The sequence below is a fragment of the Yersinia sp. 1252 StPb PI genome, from assembly GCF_048593885.1.
In the GTDB taxonomy this organism is placed as follows: Bacteria; Pseudomonadota; Gammaproteobacteria; order Enterobacterales; family Enterobacteriaceae; genus Yersinia; species Yersinia enterocolitica_E.
In genome coordinates this window covers 1-18,245 of record NZ_JAZGQE010000017.1, presented here as the reverse complement: position 1 = coordinate 18,245, position 18,245 = coordinate 1, and the positions used below count along the sequence as shown (strand labels likewise).

The window sequence follows — 18,245 nt, the reverse complement described above, 5'->3', positions numbered from 1 at the left end:
TAGTTCCCGTTTGTTTGAATAGCGCCAGAAACACAGCGATATTACGGATTTAATCATGCATAACATCAATAACACAGCATCAATCCCCAACAATATTAACCGTTGGGGGTTAATTACATTGCTATTCAAAGGTAGTCAGGCTCTGGGCGGCTCATGGCAAAAGTTGCAGTTTCGGCTTAAATTTATCGCCCGGACCCTTATCAGCCCAAAACTGACCTTTCGTTTATTGGGTGTACTGGTAAAACAACCGTTACTAAACAGTATACTGCGCGCACAACCCGATTTGCCTTGTAAGTTGCATCGTCCTTATCTGACTAACACGCTCAATAATCGTCAAAAACTGGGGGTGCTACAGGATCATTTCCTCTTGGTAAACCAATGTATGCCTGCGGCATTACGTCGCAACTACTTGCATACTTCGCCCTATAAACTGGCTGAATTAATTGGCAAGAATGAGGAAAAGTATTCTCTTTATTTGGGTGTTATTCCAAAACTCAATAAGGAGGGAGAAATTACGCTGATGCTGGCAAATGAGCAACAGCAAACGCTGGCGGTGCTGACTTTCAGCCTGTTTTACTATCAACAGCAAAAAACATTGTTTATTGGTGGGTTACAAGGTGCCGATAATGGAACACCACACAGCGCAATTCACACCAGCACTAAAGCTTGTCATGGTTTATTCCCTAAACGTTTGGTATTGGAAGCCGCATGCTGTCTGGCAGAGTTAATGGGAATAACACAAATTAAAGCCGTGGGGAATGAAACGCACATTTATCAAAACTGGCGCTATCGGGCCAAGAAAAAAGAGAAATTGCATGCTGACTATGACAGTTTTTGGTTGTCTGTTGGCGGAGAAGCGTGCACAGAAGGCCATTTCAATTTACCAACCAAAATCGCGCGTAAACCGATTGAAGATATTGCTAGCAAAAAACGGGCAGAATATCGCCGCCGCTATGAGTTACTTGCACAACTGGAGGGTGCGTTAGCCGCGCATTTTACTCACGACGTGGCGTGATCCGTGTTGAAGTGATCTGGTGCTAATCGGCTCGACCACGCGCCAGCCAAACTACGCGAGAGAACATTTTTTTCAGTAATAGGGGGACAGATTCTACCCCCCTCTCTTTGGCCTGACTGGCAACCTCAATAGCCAGATCCGGCTTGGAGGTACGGTGAATCGCCTTTTCAATCACCCTACGCGGCTGCATTTTGGCATTGGCAGGAATTGCTGAGATCCGATGATAGACATCATCAAAACCAGCGCGATATAAAAAGTGTTCCATATCTGGTGCTGGCAATATAGTCAGACGATCCCGTTCATGATCGCGCCCGTTGTCCGCCATATTACGCACCGTGGCGGCATACTTTTTACCGGCATCATCGCCATCAGTCAGAACATGCCATTGAATGCCCATCCGGTTGGCAAACTTAAGCAGCGGGCGCAAACCACTCTGAGCGAACTCAATCACTTTTACCCCTTCAGCTTCAAAGTGGTAACCACACTGGCGAGCAAACTCATTGAGTAACCAGATCTCTGTTTCACCTTCCACCAGCAGCCAGCAACGGGCAAACAGGGCTGAGGGCCGATTGAAACGAATATGGAAAGCGATACGGCGGCTATCTTCAGGGCTCATGCCACGAGAGCCAATACGATAAGTCGCGACTTTTGCCGATTCGCGCACCAATCGGCAAATGCTCTCTATCGGCACTAATGACACTAACTCACCGGAATTTGTCGTGGTAATCCGTTGCAGAGGGAGCTGGCTGAGCAACCCCCAGGCGACGGACAGCATTATCGGATGCAAGCGGGTTTCAGGGTCTTCTACCAGTAGCAATGGCCGAGAATGGGGATCGAGACTCAATGGCCCTTTAGCCTGTAATAACGTTGAAAACATCCCTAAAAGTATCAACCGCATACTGCGGCTGTTCGGCTCAGCCACCATCCGGTTTATATTGTCGAGGGCCAGCCAGGCTTCACGTTCCGGTTGTGGCCGATAACGGTGATTACGCAAACCGGCGGACTGCGATCCAGACTCGGCAAAGTAGTGTTCCAGCAGTTGGCGCATCGCCTCCAAGCCCTGGCGTAATTCTGAATTAGTCAGTTTCTGTGGGTTACGGACCAACTCACGGCTTAATTGATCCAATTGCTGGTTCAACGCCACTTTATCAGGTGCATGGCTGTTTTCAGTGCTGCTACGGAGCCGGCGCATAAAGCGCGCATCACGCAATCGCAATACCGGGTGGATACGAATAACGCCACGTGCCAACTTCTCAATATCGTGCAAAGACAGTGGCTGGCCTTCTAAATCAAGGAACGTACGCCAGGTACACACCGTGCCATCATCAGCCAGTTCCCCCTCGACCCGATAATAAATACGATGCAGACCATCATCATTTTTTATCCATAATGGGGCTAAATGGCGGTAACGTGGGGAGTGCCAATGACCAATGTCTTTCTCACAAAAGGTAAAAATAACCTGTAAATGGCGCTCTTTAGCCGTCTCGTCCCCTGCCGGATAATAAAAATCCTGCACGGTAAAATGATAGAGTTGAGGTTCGGGAGACAACAGCAGCGTGAGCGCATCTAATAAGCTGGATTTACCCCAGGCGTTCTCACCGATCAGCACAGTATTATCGTCAAGGCTCAATGAAATACGATTAATACCGCGAAAACCGACAATATCAACACGTTCAAGATACATGCTACGCCTCCGGTGCGAATTTATTCATACTGATACTACAGATAACACTGTTAACTCAGCAATCATAGTCGATTGTCTTGACGCCAGACGCAAAAAAACCTTACGGGTCAAGTGCCGCGGCCCGTGCGTACTGCTTTACTCTGTCTCTGATTTTAGATAGCTTATTGCGCCACAGCTCATTATTCATCTGCTCATGATAACCAAAGTCATTGGCGTTACAACAAGTCCACAAACGAATGATTAATCGGTCTCGAACCGATTTGCACAACATTCATGCTCGTTCACAGGGTGAGTCTCAAGGAGGTTCATTCATTCCGATGAGCTTACATCGATAAGTGATTCGGGTGGGCAAGTGCAGCTAACACCACAGTAACGTCAATGAAGAAGGGTATAGGACGGTATAACTCGTGTATTCAGGATTGTTGATCATACTTTTGCCGTTAATTATTGGTTATCTGATCCCACTTAGTCGCAAACCATTAATTCAATTAATCAACCGTCTATTAAGCTGGATGGTTTACGTTATTTTATTTTTTATGGGGATCAGCCTGGCCTTTTTGGAAAACCTCAGCGCTAACCTGCTGCTCATTTTCCAGTACACCGGCATCTTTTTTCTGTGTATTTTTTGTGCCAATTTGCTCGCACTGTTTTTGCTCGAACGCAAAATACCGTGGAAGAATACTCATCGGCAGGAAGCATTACCCTCACGGCTGCATATGGCACTAGAGTCATTAAAACTGTGCGGCGTGGTCATTGTTGGCTTCCTGTTGGGTCTAAGCCAATGGGAGTGGTTGCAGTTTGCCGCCAAAGGCAGCGAGTTGGCACTGATTTTCCTGCTGTTCTTAGTGGGGATTCAATTGCGTAACAGTGGTATGACACTGCGCCAGATAGTGTTGAACCGCCGTGGCACCATGGTGGCATTGGTGGTAGCAATCAGTGCCTTACTCGGTGGTATGCTTGCTGCACTACTGATCGGTTTGCCGGTTAAAACCGGGCTGGCGATGGCCTCTGGCTTTGGTTGGTATTCACTGTCTGGTATTTTGCTGACTGATGCGTTCGGCCCAGTAATTGGTAGTGCCGCATTCTTTAACGATTTGGCGCGTGAATTAGTGGCCATCATGCTGATTCCAACCTTAGTCCGCAGTAGCCGCTCCACGGCGCTTGGCTTATGTGGCGCCACTTCTATGGACTTCACCTTGCCGGTATTGCAGCGCAGTGGTGGGCTGGAGATGGTCCCTGCCGCTATCGTCCACGGTTTCTTGCTAAGCTTACTGGCCCCGGTATTGATCGCTTTCTTTTCTTAATCACTTTATTACCCAGCGCAGTGGATCAGCCGATTCACTGCGCGCTCTTCCTGCCTAATAGTGAATAAATTCTCATTCGCAGCAAAAGTTGCGCCAAATCAAAACAAGTGAAAGTTGCATTAAAAAAGCCTTTTTAAACCTCGGATGCACCTCTATGCTTTTAAACACGCATTACAAATGCAACTTTAAAAGGAAAAATAATTATGTTCTGTGTGCAATGTGAACAAACTATCCGAACACCTGCGGGTAACGGCTGCTCTTACGCGCAGGGGATGTGCGGGAAAACCGCCGAAACCTCTGATTTACAAGACCTATTAGTTGCTGTACTGCAAGGGCTTTCCGCATGGGCATTGACCGCCCGCGAACTTGGTATTATCGATCATCAGATTGATAGCTTTGCACCCAGAGCTTTTTTCTCGACCCTGACCAATGTGAATTTCGACTCAGACAGAATCGTCGGTTACGCGAAAGAAGCCATCTTATTGCGCCAATCATTGGCCATTCGTTGCCGCTTGCTTGATAGTACTATCACGGTTGATCACCCACTGGCTGAGCTACAACTACTGTCCGACGATATCCCTACCCTGCAACAACAATCGCTGCAATTTGCGCTGAACAACGATAAAGCTGACGTTGGTGACGATATCCACGGCTTGCGCATGCTGTGTTTGTATGGACTGAAGGGGGCGGCGGCCTATATGGAACATGCCCATGTCCTGGGGCAGTTCGATGAGCAGATTTATGCTGATTATCATGCTTATATGGCCTGGTTGGGTACCCAACCGCGTGATGTCGACACGCTACTGAATAATGCAATGGGTATTGGCAAAATGAACTTCAATGTGATGGCCATTTTGGACCACGGCGAAACCCAAGCCTATGGCGATCCGCAGCCAACATCGGTGAATGTGCGCCCGGTTGCCGGTAAGGCTATCTTGATCTCCGGTCATGATCTCAAAGACTTACAAATGCTGTTGGAGCAAACTCAGGGAACCGGCGTTAATATTTATACCCACGGTGAAATGCTGCCTGCTCACGGCTACCCTGAGTTAAAACGCTATCCACATCTGGTGGGTAACTACGGCAGTGGCTGGCAGAATCAGCAGACCGAATTCGCCAAATTCCCCGGTCCGATCCTAATGACATCTAACTGTATCATTGACCCGAACGTCGGCAATTACGGTGATCGTATTTGGACTCGCAGTATTGTTGGCTGGCCGGGTGTTAATCACCTGGATGGGGAGGATTTCACCCGCGTCATTGAACAGGCATTGGGGATGGCTGGCTTCCCGTATAATGAGCTGGAACACCTGATTACTGTCGGTTTTGGCCGCCAGACCTTGCTGAATGCGGCAGATACCGTTATTGATTTGGTCGCCACTAAAAAGCTGCGTCATGTATTCCTGGTCGGGGGATGTGACGGTAGCCGTACAGAACGTAGCTATTTCACTGATTTTGCCCGCAGTGTGCCACAAGATTGCATCATCATGACACTGGCTTGCGGCAAATATCGCTTCAACAAACTGGATTTTGGTACCTTGGAAGGCTTGCCACGCCTGCTGGATGTCGGCCAGTGTAATGATGCTTACTCCGCCATCATGCTGGCGGTTAAATTATCAGAAAAACTGGGTTGTACCGTCAATGACCTGCCACTCAGTCTGGTACTGTCATGGTTTGAACAGAAAGCTATTGTCATTCTCCTGACCCTGTTGTCATTGGGTGTCAAAAATATTTATACCGGCCCGACCGCGCCAGGTTTCCTGACTGACAACCTGATGGCCATCCTCTACGAGAAATTTGGTATGCGTCCTATTACCACCGTAGAGCAAGATATGAGTGCGATTTTGGGGAATTAAGTCGATATTTTGGCTCATTAAGTAATGGCACGTTGCCCGGCCAGAGTGGTTTATTGCCACTGGTCGGGCACTATTAATGGCTTTTTTGCCCGAAAATGACCTGATTCGTTGTGAGGTTTTGATGACTGATTTTATCCCAACCGCTGATTTTATCCCAACAGACTGTCCTACCGCCCTGTGCCCTAACCGCATGCAAGTTCATTCCATCTGGCAAGAAACACCCGATGTCTGGAGCCTGCGGTTAATTAATCACGATTTTTATCCTTATTTACCGGGCCAATATGCCTTGGTAAGCATTCGCAATAGTGATGAAACTCTGCGGGCATATACGCTTTCCTCGACACCCGGTTTAAGTCCGTTTATCCAGCTCACCGTGCGCTGTTTAGCGGATGGGGAAGGATCACGCTGGTTGACCCAGCAAGTCAAGGTGGGGGATTACCTGTGGCTTTCCGATGCTCAGGGCGATTTTACTTGTGCTCACGCTGATGATGACCACTACCTGATGCTAGCTGCTGGCTGTGGTGTCACTCCCGTGATGTCGATGTGTCGTGACTTACTGGCATGGCGTGCACAAGCAGATATCCGGGTGATATTTAATGTGCGCTCACCAGCAGATGTCATTTTTGCCGCTAGCTGGCAAGCCTTGTTACAGCGCTATCCACAACAATTACAGCTCACATTGATGGCTGAATCAGAGGCCAGCGATGGGTTCGTTGCAGGCAGAATCAATGCACAAATAATGCAACAGGTAGCACCTGACATTGCCCACCGCCGGGTGATGACTTGTGGACCCGCGCCCTATATGGATTGGGTTGAGCAGTATTGCCGCGAACAATCAGTTCCAGCAGATCATTTCCAGAAAGAGCAGTTCCGCACCCGTGATGACGCTGTCGATAGCGGTAATGAATTGACGATGACCATCAGCCATCCTTTGCGCAGTGTTAAAGTCCCGGTGGGTACGTCCCTGCTATTCGCCTTGGAACAACACAAAGTACCAGTGATGGCCGCCTGCCGCGCGGGTGTTTGTGGTTCTTGTAAAACCCGTATTCTGCATGGCAAATATACCACCAGCAGCACCATGACGCTGACAGCAGAAGAGATTGCTCAAGGTTATGTGTTAGCTTGTAGCTGCCAGTTACAAGGTGATGTCCAACTGGCCTGAATGCCGATTAGCCCCCATTAATGGCGCAATTATTGCCAAACGCGCCATACTTTGACCTCATAGAATAATGACTCGCCATTAATCCTTGAGGGAACACAACTATGAAGCAAACTGTGGCAACACTGGTCGCAAAAACGTTGGAACAAGCAGGTGTTAAGCGAATATGGGGTGTAACCGGCGACTCGCTCAATGGCCTGAGTGATAGTCTGCATCGGATGGGCACTATCGAATGGCTGGGTACTCGCCATGAAGAGGTGGCCGCCTTTGCCGCCGGGGCTGAGGCACAACTCACCGGGCAGTTAGCAGTCTGTGCCGGCTCCTGTGGCCCGGGTAATTTGCATTTGATTAATGGCCTGTTTGACTGTCATCGTAATCATGTCCCCGTATTGGCTATTGCCGCACATATTCCCTCCAGTGAGATTGGCAGTGGTTATTTCCAGGAAACCCATCCGCAAGAACTGTTTCGCGAATGCAGCCACTATTGTGAGCTGGTTTCTAACCCGGAACAGCTGCCACGGGTGCTGGAAATCGCCATGCGTCAAGCCATCCTCAATCGCGGCGTTTCAGTGATCGTATTGCCAGGTGACGTGGCGTTACAACCTGCACCAGAAGATGCCGCCATCGTGTGGCAAACCCCCAAATTACCGCTAGTTCAGCCGCTGATGAGTGAGTTGAACATTTTGGCGCAAACGCTTAATCAGGCGAAAAATATCACGCTAATGTGTGGTAGCGGCTGTGCTGACGCCCACGATGAAGTGGTGAAGTTAGCTGAAATGCTGCAAGCCCCGGTAGTACATGCCCTGCGCGGGAAAGAACATATTGAGTGGGATAACCCTTACAGCGTTGGCATGACAGGGCTGATTGGTTTTGCCTCCGGCTATCATGCCATGCTCAATGCCGATACCCTGATTCTGCTGGGAACACAATTCCCCTACCGTGCATTCTATCCAACCAACGCCAATATCATCCAAATTGATATCAACCCCGGCAGTATTGGTGCACATTGCCCGGTCAATATGGCGTTGGTCGGCGATATCAAAACCACGCTTAGCGCGCTGTTGCCACAACTAGAAGTCAAAAGTGACAGCACATTTTTGCAAAAAGCGTTAGAGCACTACCGTACCACCCGTAAAGATCTGGATGGTTTGGCAACCGCCAATGATAATCAACCCATCCACCCGCAATATCTGGCACAACAGATTAGCCGCCATGCCACTGATGACGCAATATTCACCTGTGATGTCGGCACACCGACGGTATGGGCGGCCCGCTATCTGGAAATGAACGGTAAGCGGCGTTTACTGGGATCGTTTAACCATGGATCGATGGCCAATGCCATGCCGCAAGCCATTGGCGCGCAAGCAACGGCCCCTGACAGACAAGTGGTTGCCTTATGCGGTGACGGTGGTTTCACCATGCTGATGGGGGATTTTCTCACGCTGGCACAATTAAAACTGCCGGTGAAAATTGTGGTGTTTAACAACAGTGTTCTGGGGTTTGTCGCCATGGAGATGAAAGCCGGTGGCTATCTGACCGATGGCACTGACTTGCATAATCCAGACTTTGCCGCCATTGCCAATGCCGCCGGTATCAAAGGGATTCGGGTCGAGAAAGCCTGCGAATTAGATGCCGCACTGGAGAGTGCTTTCGCTCATCCGGGGCCGGTTTTGCTCGATGTGGTCACCGCCAAGCAAGAGCTAGCGATGCCACCACAAATCAAATTTGAGCAAGCCAAAGGATTCAGCCTTTACATGCTAAGGGCTATCATTAATGGCCGTGGCGATGAGGTGGTCGAGCTGGCAAAAACCAACTGGCTCCGCTGATTCTCAAAGCCATCTGGTAACAGAATAATTAGCAATGAAAGTGGTTATTTAATCACTTTCATTGTTCCCCCCTTCAGTTCCTGATTGAGACAGAAATTATCCTTATATTTTATGTGTCATAAACGACATTTTTTACTCGCCACCCAGCAAAATAGCAAATAGAGGCGTACTGTCTTTTAATCAGTGGTTGCCATTATTTATCAGGATAATTGTTAGTAGCTATATAAGCAGCACGCTAACTTTATTTATGGTGGTGTCATTATGTCAAAGAGAACCAAATCAGGGACTTCGGCTACGGCTGAATTAACCTGTTTACTGCGGGCAAAGTCATACGGTGATAAACGGCCTTATTTTAAAAGTGATGATTACGTGGCGGTTATTCTAAGCCAGACTTTCCATTCATTCTTTTCTATGATGCAGAAAACCTTTCTATTGGGCGATGATAGTTTACATATCGCTACCCCGGCAGGAATTTACCCTTATATTGTCGCCAGAACCTTGTATATCGATGATCTATTTAAGAAAACCGCGGGTCGATTTAGTAAAATATTTATTCTGGGTGCGGGCTTTGATTCAAGAGCGATTCGTTTCTATCACGCACTGCAACATAGCCGGGTTTATGAGATAGATCATCCAGCCATGCAACAATCTAAAATAGAGAAACTCCGTGAGTGTGATATCACCCCACCTACCAATCTAACTTTTTTACCCCTTGATTTTAATCTGCAAAGTCTGGCGGACATGCTGGCGGATATCCCGTTACAAGCGGGTGAAAAATGCCTGTTTCTGCTGGAGGGGTTATTGATGTATCTCGAGCCAGAACAGGTAAAAACACTGTTTAGTGCCATAAGTGACTACTGCAATGAAGGTAGCCAAATTATCTGCGACTTTGTTTATGCTCATCTGTTGACGGAACTCTCGGTATTAACCGACGAAGAAGGCTTACCCCAGCACAACCCGGAATATGGCGCAAAAGAGAGTGTTGAACGTGTGCGCAGTATTGGCGAAGAGTGGACGTTTGGTATCACTACCCGCGGCATAGATACCTTGCTGGAGCAATACGGTTTCATATTATTGGATAAGGCTGATGCCCACGAACTGGAAACGCGTTTTTTTACCGATAAACAAGGCAAATGCCTGGAGGAAATTAATACATCTTCGTGTTTGGTCTATGCTCAGCGAGAAAAATCCTAATAAATCAGCCAATAATGCCGATTCGAATTAATTATCAGTTATCACGATAAATATTACTCACCAAATAGCTAAATAATACCTTTCACTCCTTTCTTGTTTTATCAATCTGGCTATGATGAAGAATATCTTCTTATTCTGACCGCGAGAAAATTATGCTGATCGATTTACGTAGTGACACAGTAACTCAACCTGACACCGCAATGCGCAATGCGATGGCTAACGCTGAAGTGGGTGATGATGTCTATGGCGATGACCCAACGGTTAATGCCTTGGAAGCTAAAGCCGCCAGCCTGTCAGGTAAGGAGGCGGCACTGTTCCTGCCAAGCGGCACCCAGGCCAATTTGGTGGCACTATTAACCCACTGCCAGCGGGGTGAAGAGTATATTGTCGGTCAGAAAGCCCATAACTATCTGTATGAAGCCGGTGGCGCGGCGGTGCTTGGTAGCATTCAGCCACAACCTATTGAAGCCAATGATGACGGTACCCTGCCACTGGATAAAGTGTTGGCAGCCATCAAACCCGATGATATTCATTTTGCTCAGACCCGGCTGTTGAGTTTGGAAAATACCCATAGCGGCAAAGTGTTGCCTCTTCGTTATTTACAGCAAGCCTGGGCGCTGACTCGAGAGAAGAAGCTGGCACTGCATATCGATGGCGCACGTATTTTTAATGCTGCCGTCGCCTTAAATGTGCCACTAAGCGAGATCAGCCAGTATTGCGATACCCTGACGATTTGCCTCTCAAAAGGGTTGGGCACACCAGTGGGTTCCCTGTTGTGCGGCAGTGCTGAGTATATTCAACGCGCCCGCCGCTGGCGTAAAATGACCGGTGGCGGTATGCGTCAAGCGGGTATTCTGGCCGCGGCAGGCTTGTATGCCTTAGAGCACAATGTCAGCCGGTTAAAAGATGACCATGACAATGCAATATGGCTAGAGCAGCAACTGCGCGCATTGGATATCGAAATTGCAGCACCCGGAGCACAGACCAACGTACTGTATATTAAGCAATCCGCCGAGGCTGCCGCCAAGCTTGGCCCTTGGATGCGTGAACGCGGTGTATTGATCAGTGCAGGCCCGGTAACTCGAATGATTACTCACCTTAATATCAGCCGCCATGATCTGGAGAAAGTGGTTGCACTGTGGCGTGAATTTTTGACCGAGCAGCGCTCATGACACCGCAACGGATATTGGTATTAGGTGCCAGTGGCTATATCGGCCAGCACCTGGTTCCAAAGCTTAGCCAACAAGGACACCATGTCATTGCCGCCGCCCGCCGCATTGAGTGGTTAAAAGAGCAACAGTGGCCGGGAGTCGATTGTCACTTTGTTGATCTTTATCAGCCAGCCACCCTCAGTGCTGCGTTGCAAGATATTGATGTTGTTTATTATCTGGTTCATGGTATGGGCGACGGGCAGGACTTGATTGAACAGGAACGTATTGCTGCTAATAATCTGAAAACGGCGCTACAACACAGCGCCGCAACCTCATCGTCCACGGTGAAACAGATTATTTATTTAGGTGCCTTACAACCCGAGGATAACAGCTCGCCTCATCTGATTGCGCGCAAGTTAACCGGTGAGCTGCTGGGCCAAAGCGGCATTCCGGTCACCGAACTACGGGCCAGTATTATCGTCGGCCCCGGTTCGGCCGCGTTTGAAGTGATGCGCGATATGGTTTATAACCTGCCCATCCTCACCCCGCCACGCTGGGTTCGTTCTAAATCTTCGCCCGTTGCACTGGATAACCTGCTGGTGTATTTGACTGAATTACTCAACCATCCGGCACAAGATGACCGAATTTTCGAGGTTGCCGGGCCGGAATACATCAGTTATCAGACTCTGTTTGAGCGCTTTATTGCGATCAGTGGTAAACGGCGTTGGCTGATTCCGATCCCACTCCCTACCCGGTTTATTTCGGTTTATTTCATCAATCTGGTCACCTCGGTACCCACGCCGATTGCCAGTGCATTGATTGCCGGATTGAACCATGATTTACCAGCCAATGGTGAAGCTTTGCAGGCGCTTATCCCACAACAGCTGATAAGTTTTGACGACGCGGTCAAAGAGACACTGCGCCGTGAAGATGAAGTGGTCGACTCCGCCGATTGGGGCTACGACCCCGAGGCCCGCGCCCGCTGGCGGCCCGGCTACGGATTTTACCCTAAACAGGCCGGTTGCCAGCTATCGACCACCGCCTCCAGCGAGGCGCTGTGGCACGCGGTGCAACAAATCGGCGGTAAAGAAGGTTATTTTTATGGTAATCCGTTATGGAAAATCCGCGCCTGGATGGATGACATCGCCGGTGGTGGCGTGGTATATGGCCGCCCAGAGCGGGAAACACTGGCATTAGGTGACCTGATTGATGGTTGGAAAGTCATTACGATCAAACCATTACGCCAGTTAGCCATGATGTTCGGCATGAAAGCGCCGGGTCTGGGCCGTCTCACTTTTACTATCAAGGATTTAGGTGGCTGCCGAAGCATTGATGTGCGGGCGTGGTGGCATCCGGCCGGTTTTAGCGGTTTACTGTACTGGTTTGTCATGATGCCAGCACACCTGTTTATTTTCCGTGGAATGGCAAAACGCATCGCGGCGCTGGCCGAGCAATATGATCGTGAACCTACCGCACCCGCGCACAACGAATCAGAGCCTTAAATCAAACGGCGTGATGCATCCCCTATTTAATGGGCGTTGCAGCTAATAACGCTGCAAATTCAAGTAAGCAGGGGATTCTGATTGCATAGCACCGCATTTCACGAAAGAATGGCATCTTATTTGCTGGGCGAATGATTCCAAACGCTAGCATTCTGATTTTTGGTGGGAACCGAATTCGCTATGAAGGTATTGGTCACCGGTGCAACCTGTGGGTTAGGCCGAAATGCCGTTGAATATCTCCGTCGTCAGGGTATTAAAGTCATCGCCACCGGCAACAATCCGGCGATGGGCGCATTGTTGACAAAAATAGGTGCTGAATTTATTCATGCAGATTTGACAAACCTGGTCTCCTCGCAGGCGAAAGCCATGCTGGCAGACGTCGATACCCTATGGCATTGCTCTAGTTTTACCTCTCCTTGGGGCACCGAACAGGCGTTCGAACTGGCTAATGTGCGCGCCACACGCCGTTTGGGGGAATGGGCCGCAGCCTATGGTGTGGAGAATTTTATTCATATCTCCTCACCGGCTATTTATTTCGATTATCACCACCATCGAAATATTCAGGAGGACTTCCGCCCGGCACGTTTTGCTAACGAGTTCGCCCGCAGTAAAGCTGCCGGTGAAGAGGTTATCAAACAATTAGCACTTTCCAATCCACAAACACATTTCACTATTTTACGCCCGCAGGGGTTATTTGGCCCTCACGACACCGTGATGCTGCCGCGCCTGTTACAGATGATTAAGTATTATGGCACTTTGCTGTTACCCCGTGGCGGTGATGCGTTGGTGGATATGACTTACCTGGAAAATGCGGTGCATGCGATGTGGCTGGCGACTCAACGTGAGAACACGCTGTCCGGTCGCGCTTATAATATTACCAATCAGCAGCCCCGCCCATTGCGCACCATCGTGCAACATTTACTGGAAGAGTTGGATATGACATGCCGTATCCGCTCCGTGCCCTACCCGATGATGGATATCATGGCCAGAGCCATGGAGAAACTGGGAAATAAAGCAGAAAAAGAGCCGGTGCTGACACATTATGGCGTCGCTAAGCTCAATTTTGATCTAACGTTGGATACCCACCGGGCTGAAGAAGAATTAGGCTATCGGCCCATTGTCTCACTGGACGAAGGGATTATCCGTACCGCCCGCTGGCTGAAAGAGCACGGTAAGTTATGCGCTAAGTAAAACAGCACCCTAGGTAAAAATTGGTGGAAATGGTTGATTTACTGACCAACTGCAACTCTGATGACTTTGGGTATATACTGAAATAACTTTCATAACAGATTCTTTCACCTAAGGTCATCATATGAAAAAGAAAAATATTGCCCTTGTTCTTCCTCTTGCCATTCTGCTTAGCGCCTGTACCAGCACCGTTGATCCCGCTTATAAGGATATCAGCAGCCGTGCTACACCTTGTGTTGAAGGTGGGCCGGATACCGTAGCGCAAAAATTCTATGACCTCCGCGTGCAACAAATTGGTCATCAAAGTGGCTTACCTGATGATAATCTCTCGGCCCAATTTCGCCCTTATTTGAGTCAGGCGTTGTACGAGCAAATTCAGATTGCCAGAAAACAGATTGGCAACCGCACTACGACCCAGGTGAATAAAACTCAAACCATAAACGGCGATATTTTCACCAGCCTGCGGGAAGGGAGTACCAGTGCCGACGTTGCCAGTGCCTCAACCATTCCCAATACCGATGCCAGAAATATTCCGCTGCGGGTTAATTTGACGCATCAAACTGCGGGTGGCCAATCGGTGATGTGGCAAGACGAAGTGCTGATGATACGTGAAGGGACATGCTGGGTTGTCGACGATATCCGTTTTATGGGGGTATCTGCACCGGCAGGGAGCTTGCGGCAGCTACTGGGTGATCACTAACCAGCCCAAAATGCCGCCAACACCCCTGTAATTTGAAAGAAAATGAGCATCCCCTATAGATTTCGAATTGCAGGTAGGCGGCAAAAGAGTGCATCCCGATGAGCTTACACAGTCAAGTGATTCGGGTTAGCGAGAGCAGCCAACCCCCCTGTAATTTGAAAGAAAATGAGTATCCCCTATAGATTTCGAATTGCAGGTAGGCGGCAAAAGAGTGCATCCCGATGAGCTTACACTGGTAAGCGATTCGGGTTAGCGAGAGCAGCCAACCCCCCTGTAATTTGAAAGAAAATGAGTATCCCCTATAGATTTCGAATTGCAGGTAGGCGGCAAAAGAGTGCATCCCGATGAGCTTACACTGGTAAGTGATTCGGGTTAGCGAGAGCAGCCAACACCCCTGCAATGTGAAAGATGACGGGGATAGCTCTGTCAGATTTATGCATCGCGTGACAAATTCCCTCGGATATCAGTCAAATCCAAATGTTATGCTATTTTGCTGGGTTTATTCTGGTTATTAATAAATTTTAACGCACAAAGATTGCATAAGTATGCCGCGGAAGTTACCATTCACCGCATCATTGGCTATTCAGATTTGGCGCATGAGTATTCAACTTAACGGAATTAACTGTTATTACGGCGTACATCAGGCGCTGTTCGACATTACATTAGACTGCCCGGCTGGCGAGACCTTAGTGCTATTAGGGCCAAGCGGTGCAGGTAAAAGCTCATTACTGCGCGTACTGAATCTGTTGGAAATGCCCCGTTCAGGGACTTTGCAGATCGCCGGTAATCACTTCGACTTTACTCAGGCTCCCGGTGCAAAAGCGATTCGCGAATTGCGCCAGAATGTGGGTATGGTCTTTCAGCAATATAATCTTTGGCCACATCTGTCAGTGGTACAAAACCTGATTGAAGCCCCTTGCCGTGTGCTGGGTCTATCAAAAGATGAAGCCATGGCACGTGCGCAGAAGCTGCTGTCACGGTTGCGTTTGACTGATTTTGCTGACCGCTTCCCCCTGCACCTTTCTGGTGGCCAACAACAGCGAGTAGCGATTGCCCGCGCGTTGATGATGGAGCCGCAAGTTTTGCTGTTTGACGAACCCACAGCGGCACTTGACCCGGAGATTACCGCACAAATCGTCAGTATCATCCGTGAATTGGCCGGCACCGGCATCACTCAGGTGATTGTTACCCATGAGGTTGAAGTGGCCCGTAAAACGGCCAGCCGTGTGGTTTACATGGAAAACGGTCATGTGGTGGAACAAGGTGATGCCAGCCACTTTACACAACCAACAACCGAAGCTTTTGCCAGCTATCTGTCACATTGATATCTATTTGGGAATTTGCGATGAAAAAATTAATAATAGCGGCCATCCTTGCCAGTATCAGTCTGTCCGCCTCTGCCGCGGAAACTATCCGTTTCGCGGCTGAAGCCACTTATCCGCCATTCGAATTTATTGATGCCAATAATAAAATGCAGGGCTTCGATATCGATCTGGCTAATGCGCTGTGTAAAGAGATGCAAGCCGAATGTACCTTTACCAACCAAGCCTTTGACAGCTTGATCCCAAGCCTGAAATTCAAACGTTTTGATGCGGTGATTTCAGGTATGGACATTACCCCTGAGCGCCAAAAACAAGTTGCCTTTACTAAACCTTATTACGATAACTCCGCACTGTTTATCGCTGAGAAAGGTAAAGTGGCTGATTTGGCGGCCCTGAAAGGCAAACGCGTCGGGATGCAAAATGGTTCTACCCATCAGAAATACCTGATGGAAAAACACCCTGAAATTACCGCCGTACCTTATGACAGCTATCAGAATGCTATTCTTGATTTGAAAAATGGCCGTCTGGACGCAGTATTTGGCGACACCGCGGTCGTCAACGAGTGGTTGAAGCAGAATAACCAACTCGCTGCGGTGGGTGACAAAGTGACTGACGCTGACTATTTCGGTACCGGTTTAGGTATCGCAGTGCGTCAGAACAACACCGAGTTACAGGGTAAGTTAGATGCTGCACTGGCGAAAGTTAAAGCAGATGGCACCTATCAGACAATTTATAAAAAATGGTTCCAGCAGTAATCTAAGCACCCATGAATGAATTTCAACCTTTAGCAAGCGCCGCCGGTATGACCGTCGGCCTTGCCGTTTGTGCACTGGCCCTCGGTCTGGTTCTGGCGATGCTGTTTGCCGTCTGTGAATCATCACGGGTGAAAGTGGTCAGCTACCTGACTACCGGCTGGGTCACCATTTTGCGTGGGCTACCGGAGATTCTGGTGGTCCTGTTTATCTATTTCGGCTCCTCCCAGTTGTTGATGATGCTGTCGGACGGTTTTACCCTAAATCTTTATCTGTTTGAGCTACCCATTAAGCTCAATATCGATAATTTTGAGGTGAGTCCGTTCTTGTGTGGTGTTATCGCACTCGCCCTGCTCTATTCTGCTTACGCCTCGCAAACCTTACGCGGCGCACTGAAAGCAGTGCCTATCGGGCAGTGGGAGTCAGGTCAGGCATTGGGTTTGAGTCAGGCGGCCATCTTCTTCCGTTTAATCATGCCGCAGATGTGGCGTCATGCATTGCCAGGCTTGGGCAATCAGTGGTTAGTGTTGCTGAAAGATACGGCGTTAGTGTCGCTTATCAGCGTCAATGACCTGATGCTACAAACCAAAAGTATTGCAACCCGGACCCAGGAACCTTTCACTTGGTATGTAATTGCAGCGGCAATCTACTTGGTGGTGACTCTGCTGAGCCAGTATGTGCTCAAATGGATTGAACTCCGTACCACTCGTTTTGAACGGAGCCCATCCTGATGCTGGAATATTTACCCGAGATCCTTAAAGGGCTGCATACCAGCCTGACGTTGACGATTGCATCACTGTTGGTGGCACTGGTGTTGTCGCTGCTGTTTACCATTGTGTTAACGCTAAAAACACCGATTATCACGCCACTGGTTAAAATTTATATCACACTGTTCACCGGCACCCCGCTGCTGGTGCAGATCTTTTTGATCTATTACGGTCCAGGTCAATTCCCTGCTATCCGTGAATATCCGTGGTTATGGAGCTTATTGTCGCAACCTTGGTTGTGCGCAATGATTGCGTTGGCATTGAACAGTGCGGCCTATACTACGCAACTGTTCTACGGTGCAGTTAGGGCAATTCCATCGGGTCAATGGCAATCTTGCGAAGCATTGGGGATGTCAAAAGCCCAGTCGTTACGCATCCTACTGCCATTTGCCTTTAAGCGCGCATTATCATCCTATTCCAATGAAGTGGTCCTGGTATTCAAAAGTACCTCATTGGCTTATACCATCACATTGATGGAAGTTATGGGCTATAGCCAACTGATGTATGGCCGTACCTATGACGTGATGGTGTTTGGTGCCGCCGGGATTATCTATCTGTGCGTGAATGGTTTGCTAACGTTGCTGATGAGATTGGTGGAACGCAGAGCACTGGCGTTTGAGCGGCGGAATTAAGATTATTCTTTTGATTTTGTGACCAATTTGGTTGTTAGCTGTTTAGTGATCATATTCGGCTGTTAGGGCTTCACAGCTCACCTGACCTCCAATGAACCAACCGGCAAAGGGGCCATAAGCGTGGCCCCTTATGCAATCCCGCGCGAACCCAAACCTCTAGTTTGTCCTTCCTGTAATTAAAATAAAAAAACAA

General features: G+C 48.8%; 15 protein-coding genes. 14 read left to right on the top strand and 1 reads right to left on the bottom strand.

Annotation, left to right across the window (positions count from 1 at the left end; genetic code table 11):
* The first annotated feature begins 55 nt into the window (after window positions 1-55).
* Window positions 56-1,015, top strand: a complete 960-nt coding sequence (locus tag V2A85_RS04640; protein WP_372559348.1) for a VirK/YbjX family protein — start codon at window positions 56-58, stop codon at window positions 1,013-1,015.
* Window positions 1,016-1,037: 22 nt separating this feature from the next.
* On the opposite strand, the gene V2A85_RS04635 is transcribed toward V2A85_RS04640, so the two are convergent.
* Entirely contained in the window at window positions 1,038-2,699 is a 1,662-nt protein-coding gene (locus V2A85_RS04635) for an ATP-dependent endonuclease (RefSeq protein WP_372559349.1), read from the bottom strand.
* Between the two features lie 407 nt (window positions 2,700-3,106).
* On the opposite strand from V2A85_RS04635, the gene V2A85_RS04630 reads away from it, so the two are divergent.
* From V2A85_RS04630 to artM, 13 genes are all read left to right on the top strand, one after another.
* Complete coding sequence (locus V2A85_RS04630; protein WP_372559350.1) at window positions 3,107-4,003, top strand: lysine exporter LysO family protein; 897 nt, start codon at window positions 3,107-3,109, stop codon at window positions 4,001-4,003.
* Between the two features lie 203 nt (window positions 4,004-4,206).
* On the top strand, window positions 4,207-5,859 hold the full coding sequence (gene hcp / locus V2A85_RS04625) for a hydroxylamine reductase (protein WP_372559351.1): 1,653 nt from the start codon (window positions 4,207-4,209) through the stop codon (window positions 5,857-5,859).
* Between the two features lie 190 nt (window positions 5,860-6,049).
* Complete coding sequence (gene hcr / locus V2A85_RS04620; protein ID WP_420070960.1) at window positions 6,050-7,021, top strand: NADH oxidoreductase; 972 nt, start codon at window positions 6,050-6,052, stop codon at window positions 7,019-7,021.
* A gap of 101 nt (window positions 7,022-7,122) precedes the next feature.
* Window positions 7,123-8,844 (top strand): ubiquinone-dependent pyruvate dehydrogenase, encoded by a 1,722-nt coding sequence (gene poxB / locus V2A85_RS04615; protein WP_420070957.1) that lies wholly within the window; start codon window positions 7,123-7,125, stop codon window positions 8,842-8,844.
* Window positions 8,845-9,105: 261 nt separating this feature from the next.
* Window positions 9,106-10,038, top strand: coding sequence for a class I SAM-dependent methyltransferase (locus V2A85_RS04610; protein ID WP_420070956.1), 933 nt, complete (start codon window positions 9,106-9,108; stop codon window positions 10,036-10,038).
* A gap of 152 nt (window positions 10,039-10,190) precedes the next feature.
* Window positions 10,191-11,210, top strand: coding sequence for a low-specificity L-threonine aldolase (gene ltaE, locus V2A85_RS04605; protein ID WP_420070955.1), 1,020 nt, complete (start codon window positions 10,191-10,193; stop codon window positions 11,208-11,210).
* The gene (locus tag V2A85_RS04600; protein ID WP_420070954.1) at window positions 11,207-12,691 is read left to right on the top strand and encodes a DUF2867 domain-containing protein; all 1,485 of its coding nucleotides are present in this window, start codon (window positions 11,207-11,209) and stop codon (window positions 12,689-12,691) included. The genes ltaE and V2A85_RS04600 overlap by 4 nt, the downstream gene beginning before the upstream one ends.
* A gap of 180 nt (window positions 12,692-12,871) precedes the next feature.
* Window positions 12,872-13,882 (top strand): NAD-dependent epimerase/dehydratase family protein, encoded by a 1,011-nt coding sequence (locus V2A85_RS04595; protein WP_372559356.1) that lies wholly within the window; start codon window positions 12,872-12,874, stop codon window positions 13,880-13,882.
* A gap of 121 nt (window positions 13,883-14,003) precedes the next feature.
* Window positions 14,004-14,579, top strand: a complete 576-nt coding sequence (locus V2A85_RS04590) for a lipoprotein (protein ID WP_372559357.1) — start codon at window positions 14,004-14,006, stop codon at window positions 14,577-14,579.
* Between the two features lie 596 nt (window positions 14,580-15,175).
* A complete protein-coding gene (artP, locus tag V2A85_RS04585; protein WP_050074082.1) occupies window positions 15,176-15,904 on the top strand; it encodes an arginine ABC transporter ATP-binding protein ArtP in 729 nt (242 codons plus the stop codon).
* A 20-nt stretch (window positions 15,905-15,924) separates the two neighbouring features.
* Window positions 15,925-16,656, top strand: a complete 732-nt coding sequence (artJ, locus tag V2A85_RS04580) for an arginine ABC transporter substrate-binding protein (RefSeq protein ID WP_420070953.1) — start codon at window positions 15,925-15,927, stop codon at window positions 16,654-16,656.
* Window positions 16,657-16,667: 11 nt separating this feature from the next.
* Complete coding sequence (gene artQ / locus V2A85_RS04575) at window positions 16,668-17,384, top strand: arginine ABC transporter permease ArtQ (RefSeq protein WP_005184781.1); 717 nt, start codon at window positions 16,668-16,670, stop codon at window positions 17,382-17,384.
* The gene (gene artM, locus V2A85_RS04570) at window positions 17,384-18,052 is read left to right on the top strand and encodes an arginine ABC transporter permease ArtM (RefSeq protein ID WP_420070952.1); all 669 of its coding nucleotides are present in this window, start codon (window positions 17,384-17,386) and stop codon (window positions 18,050-18,052) included. Before artQ ends, artM begins: the two co-directional genes overlap by 1 nt.
* Window positions 18,053-18,245 lie beyond the last annotated feature (193 nt).

What these genes read in the sequence shown, in the direction of transcription:
- V2A85_RS04610 (WP_420070956.1), top strand. Translation starts at nt 9,106, where the DNA reads ATGTCAAAGAGAACCAAATCAGGGACTTCGGCTACGGCTGAATTAACC.
- V2A85_RS04640 (WP_372559348.1), top strand. Translation starts at nt 56, where the DNA reads ATGCATAACATCAATAACACAGCATCAATCCCCAACAATATTAACCGT.
- V2A85_RS04590 (WP_372559357.1), top strand. Translation starts at nt 14,004, where the DNA reads ATGAAAAAGAAAAATATTGCCCTTGTTCTTCCTCTTGCCATTCTGCTT.
- poxB (WP_420070957.1), top strand. Translation starts at nt 7,123, where the DNA reads ATGAAGCAAACTGTGGCAACACTGGTCGCAAAAACGTTGGAACAAGCA.
- V2A85_RS04635 (WP_372559349.1), bottom strand. Translation starts at nt 2,699, where the DNA reads ATGTATCTTGAACGTGTTGATATTGTCGGTTTTCGCGGTATTAATCGT.
- artP (WP_050074082.1), top strand. Translation starts at nt 15,176, where the DNA reads ATGAGTATTCAACTTAACGGAATTAACTGTTATTACGGCGTACATCAG.
- ltaE (WP_420070955.1), top strand. Translation starts at nt 10,191, where the DNA reads ATGCTGATCGATTTACGTAGTGACACAGTAACTCAACCTGACACCGCA.
- V2A85_RS04595 (WP_372559356.1), top strand. Translation starts at nt 12,872, where the DNA reads ATGAAGGTATTGGTCACCGGTGCAACCTGTGGGTTAGGCCGAAATGCC.
- V2A85_RS04600 (WP_420070954.1), top strand. Translation starts at nt 11,207, where the DNA reads ATGACACCGCAACGGATATTGGTATTAGGTGCCAGTGGCTATATCGGC.
- hcp (WP_372559351.1), top strand. Translation starts at nt 4,207, where the DNA reads ATGTTCTGTGTGCAATGTGAACAAACTATCCGAACACCTGCGGGTAAC.
- hcr (WP_420070960.1), top strand. Translation starts at nt 6,050, where the DNA reads ATGCAAGTTCATTCCATCTGGCAAGAAACACCCGATGTCTGGAGCCTG.
- artJ (WP_420070953.1), top strand. Translation starts at nt 15,925, where the DNA reads ATGAAAAAATTAATAATAGCGGCCATCCTTGCCAGTATCAGTCTGTCC.
- artM (WP_420070952.1), top strand. Translation starts at nt 17,384, where the DNA reads ATGCTGGAATATTTACCCGAGATCCTTAAAGGGCTGCATACCAGCCTG.
- artQ (WP_005184781.1), top strand. Translation starts at nt 16,668, where the DNA reads ATGAATGAATTTCAACCTTTAGCAAGCGCCGCCGGTATGACCGTCGGC.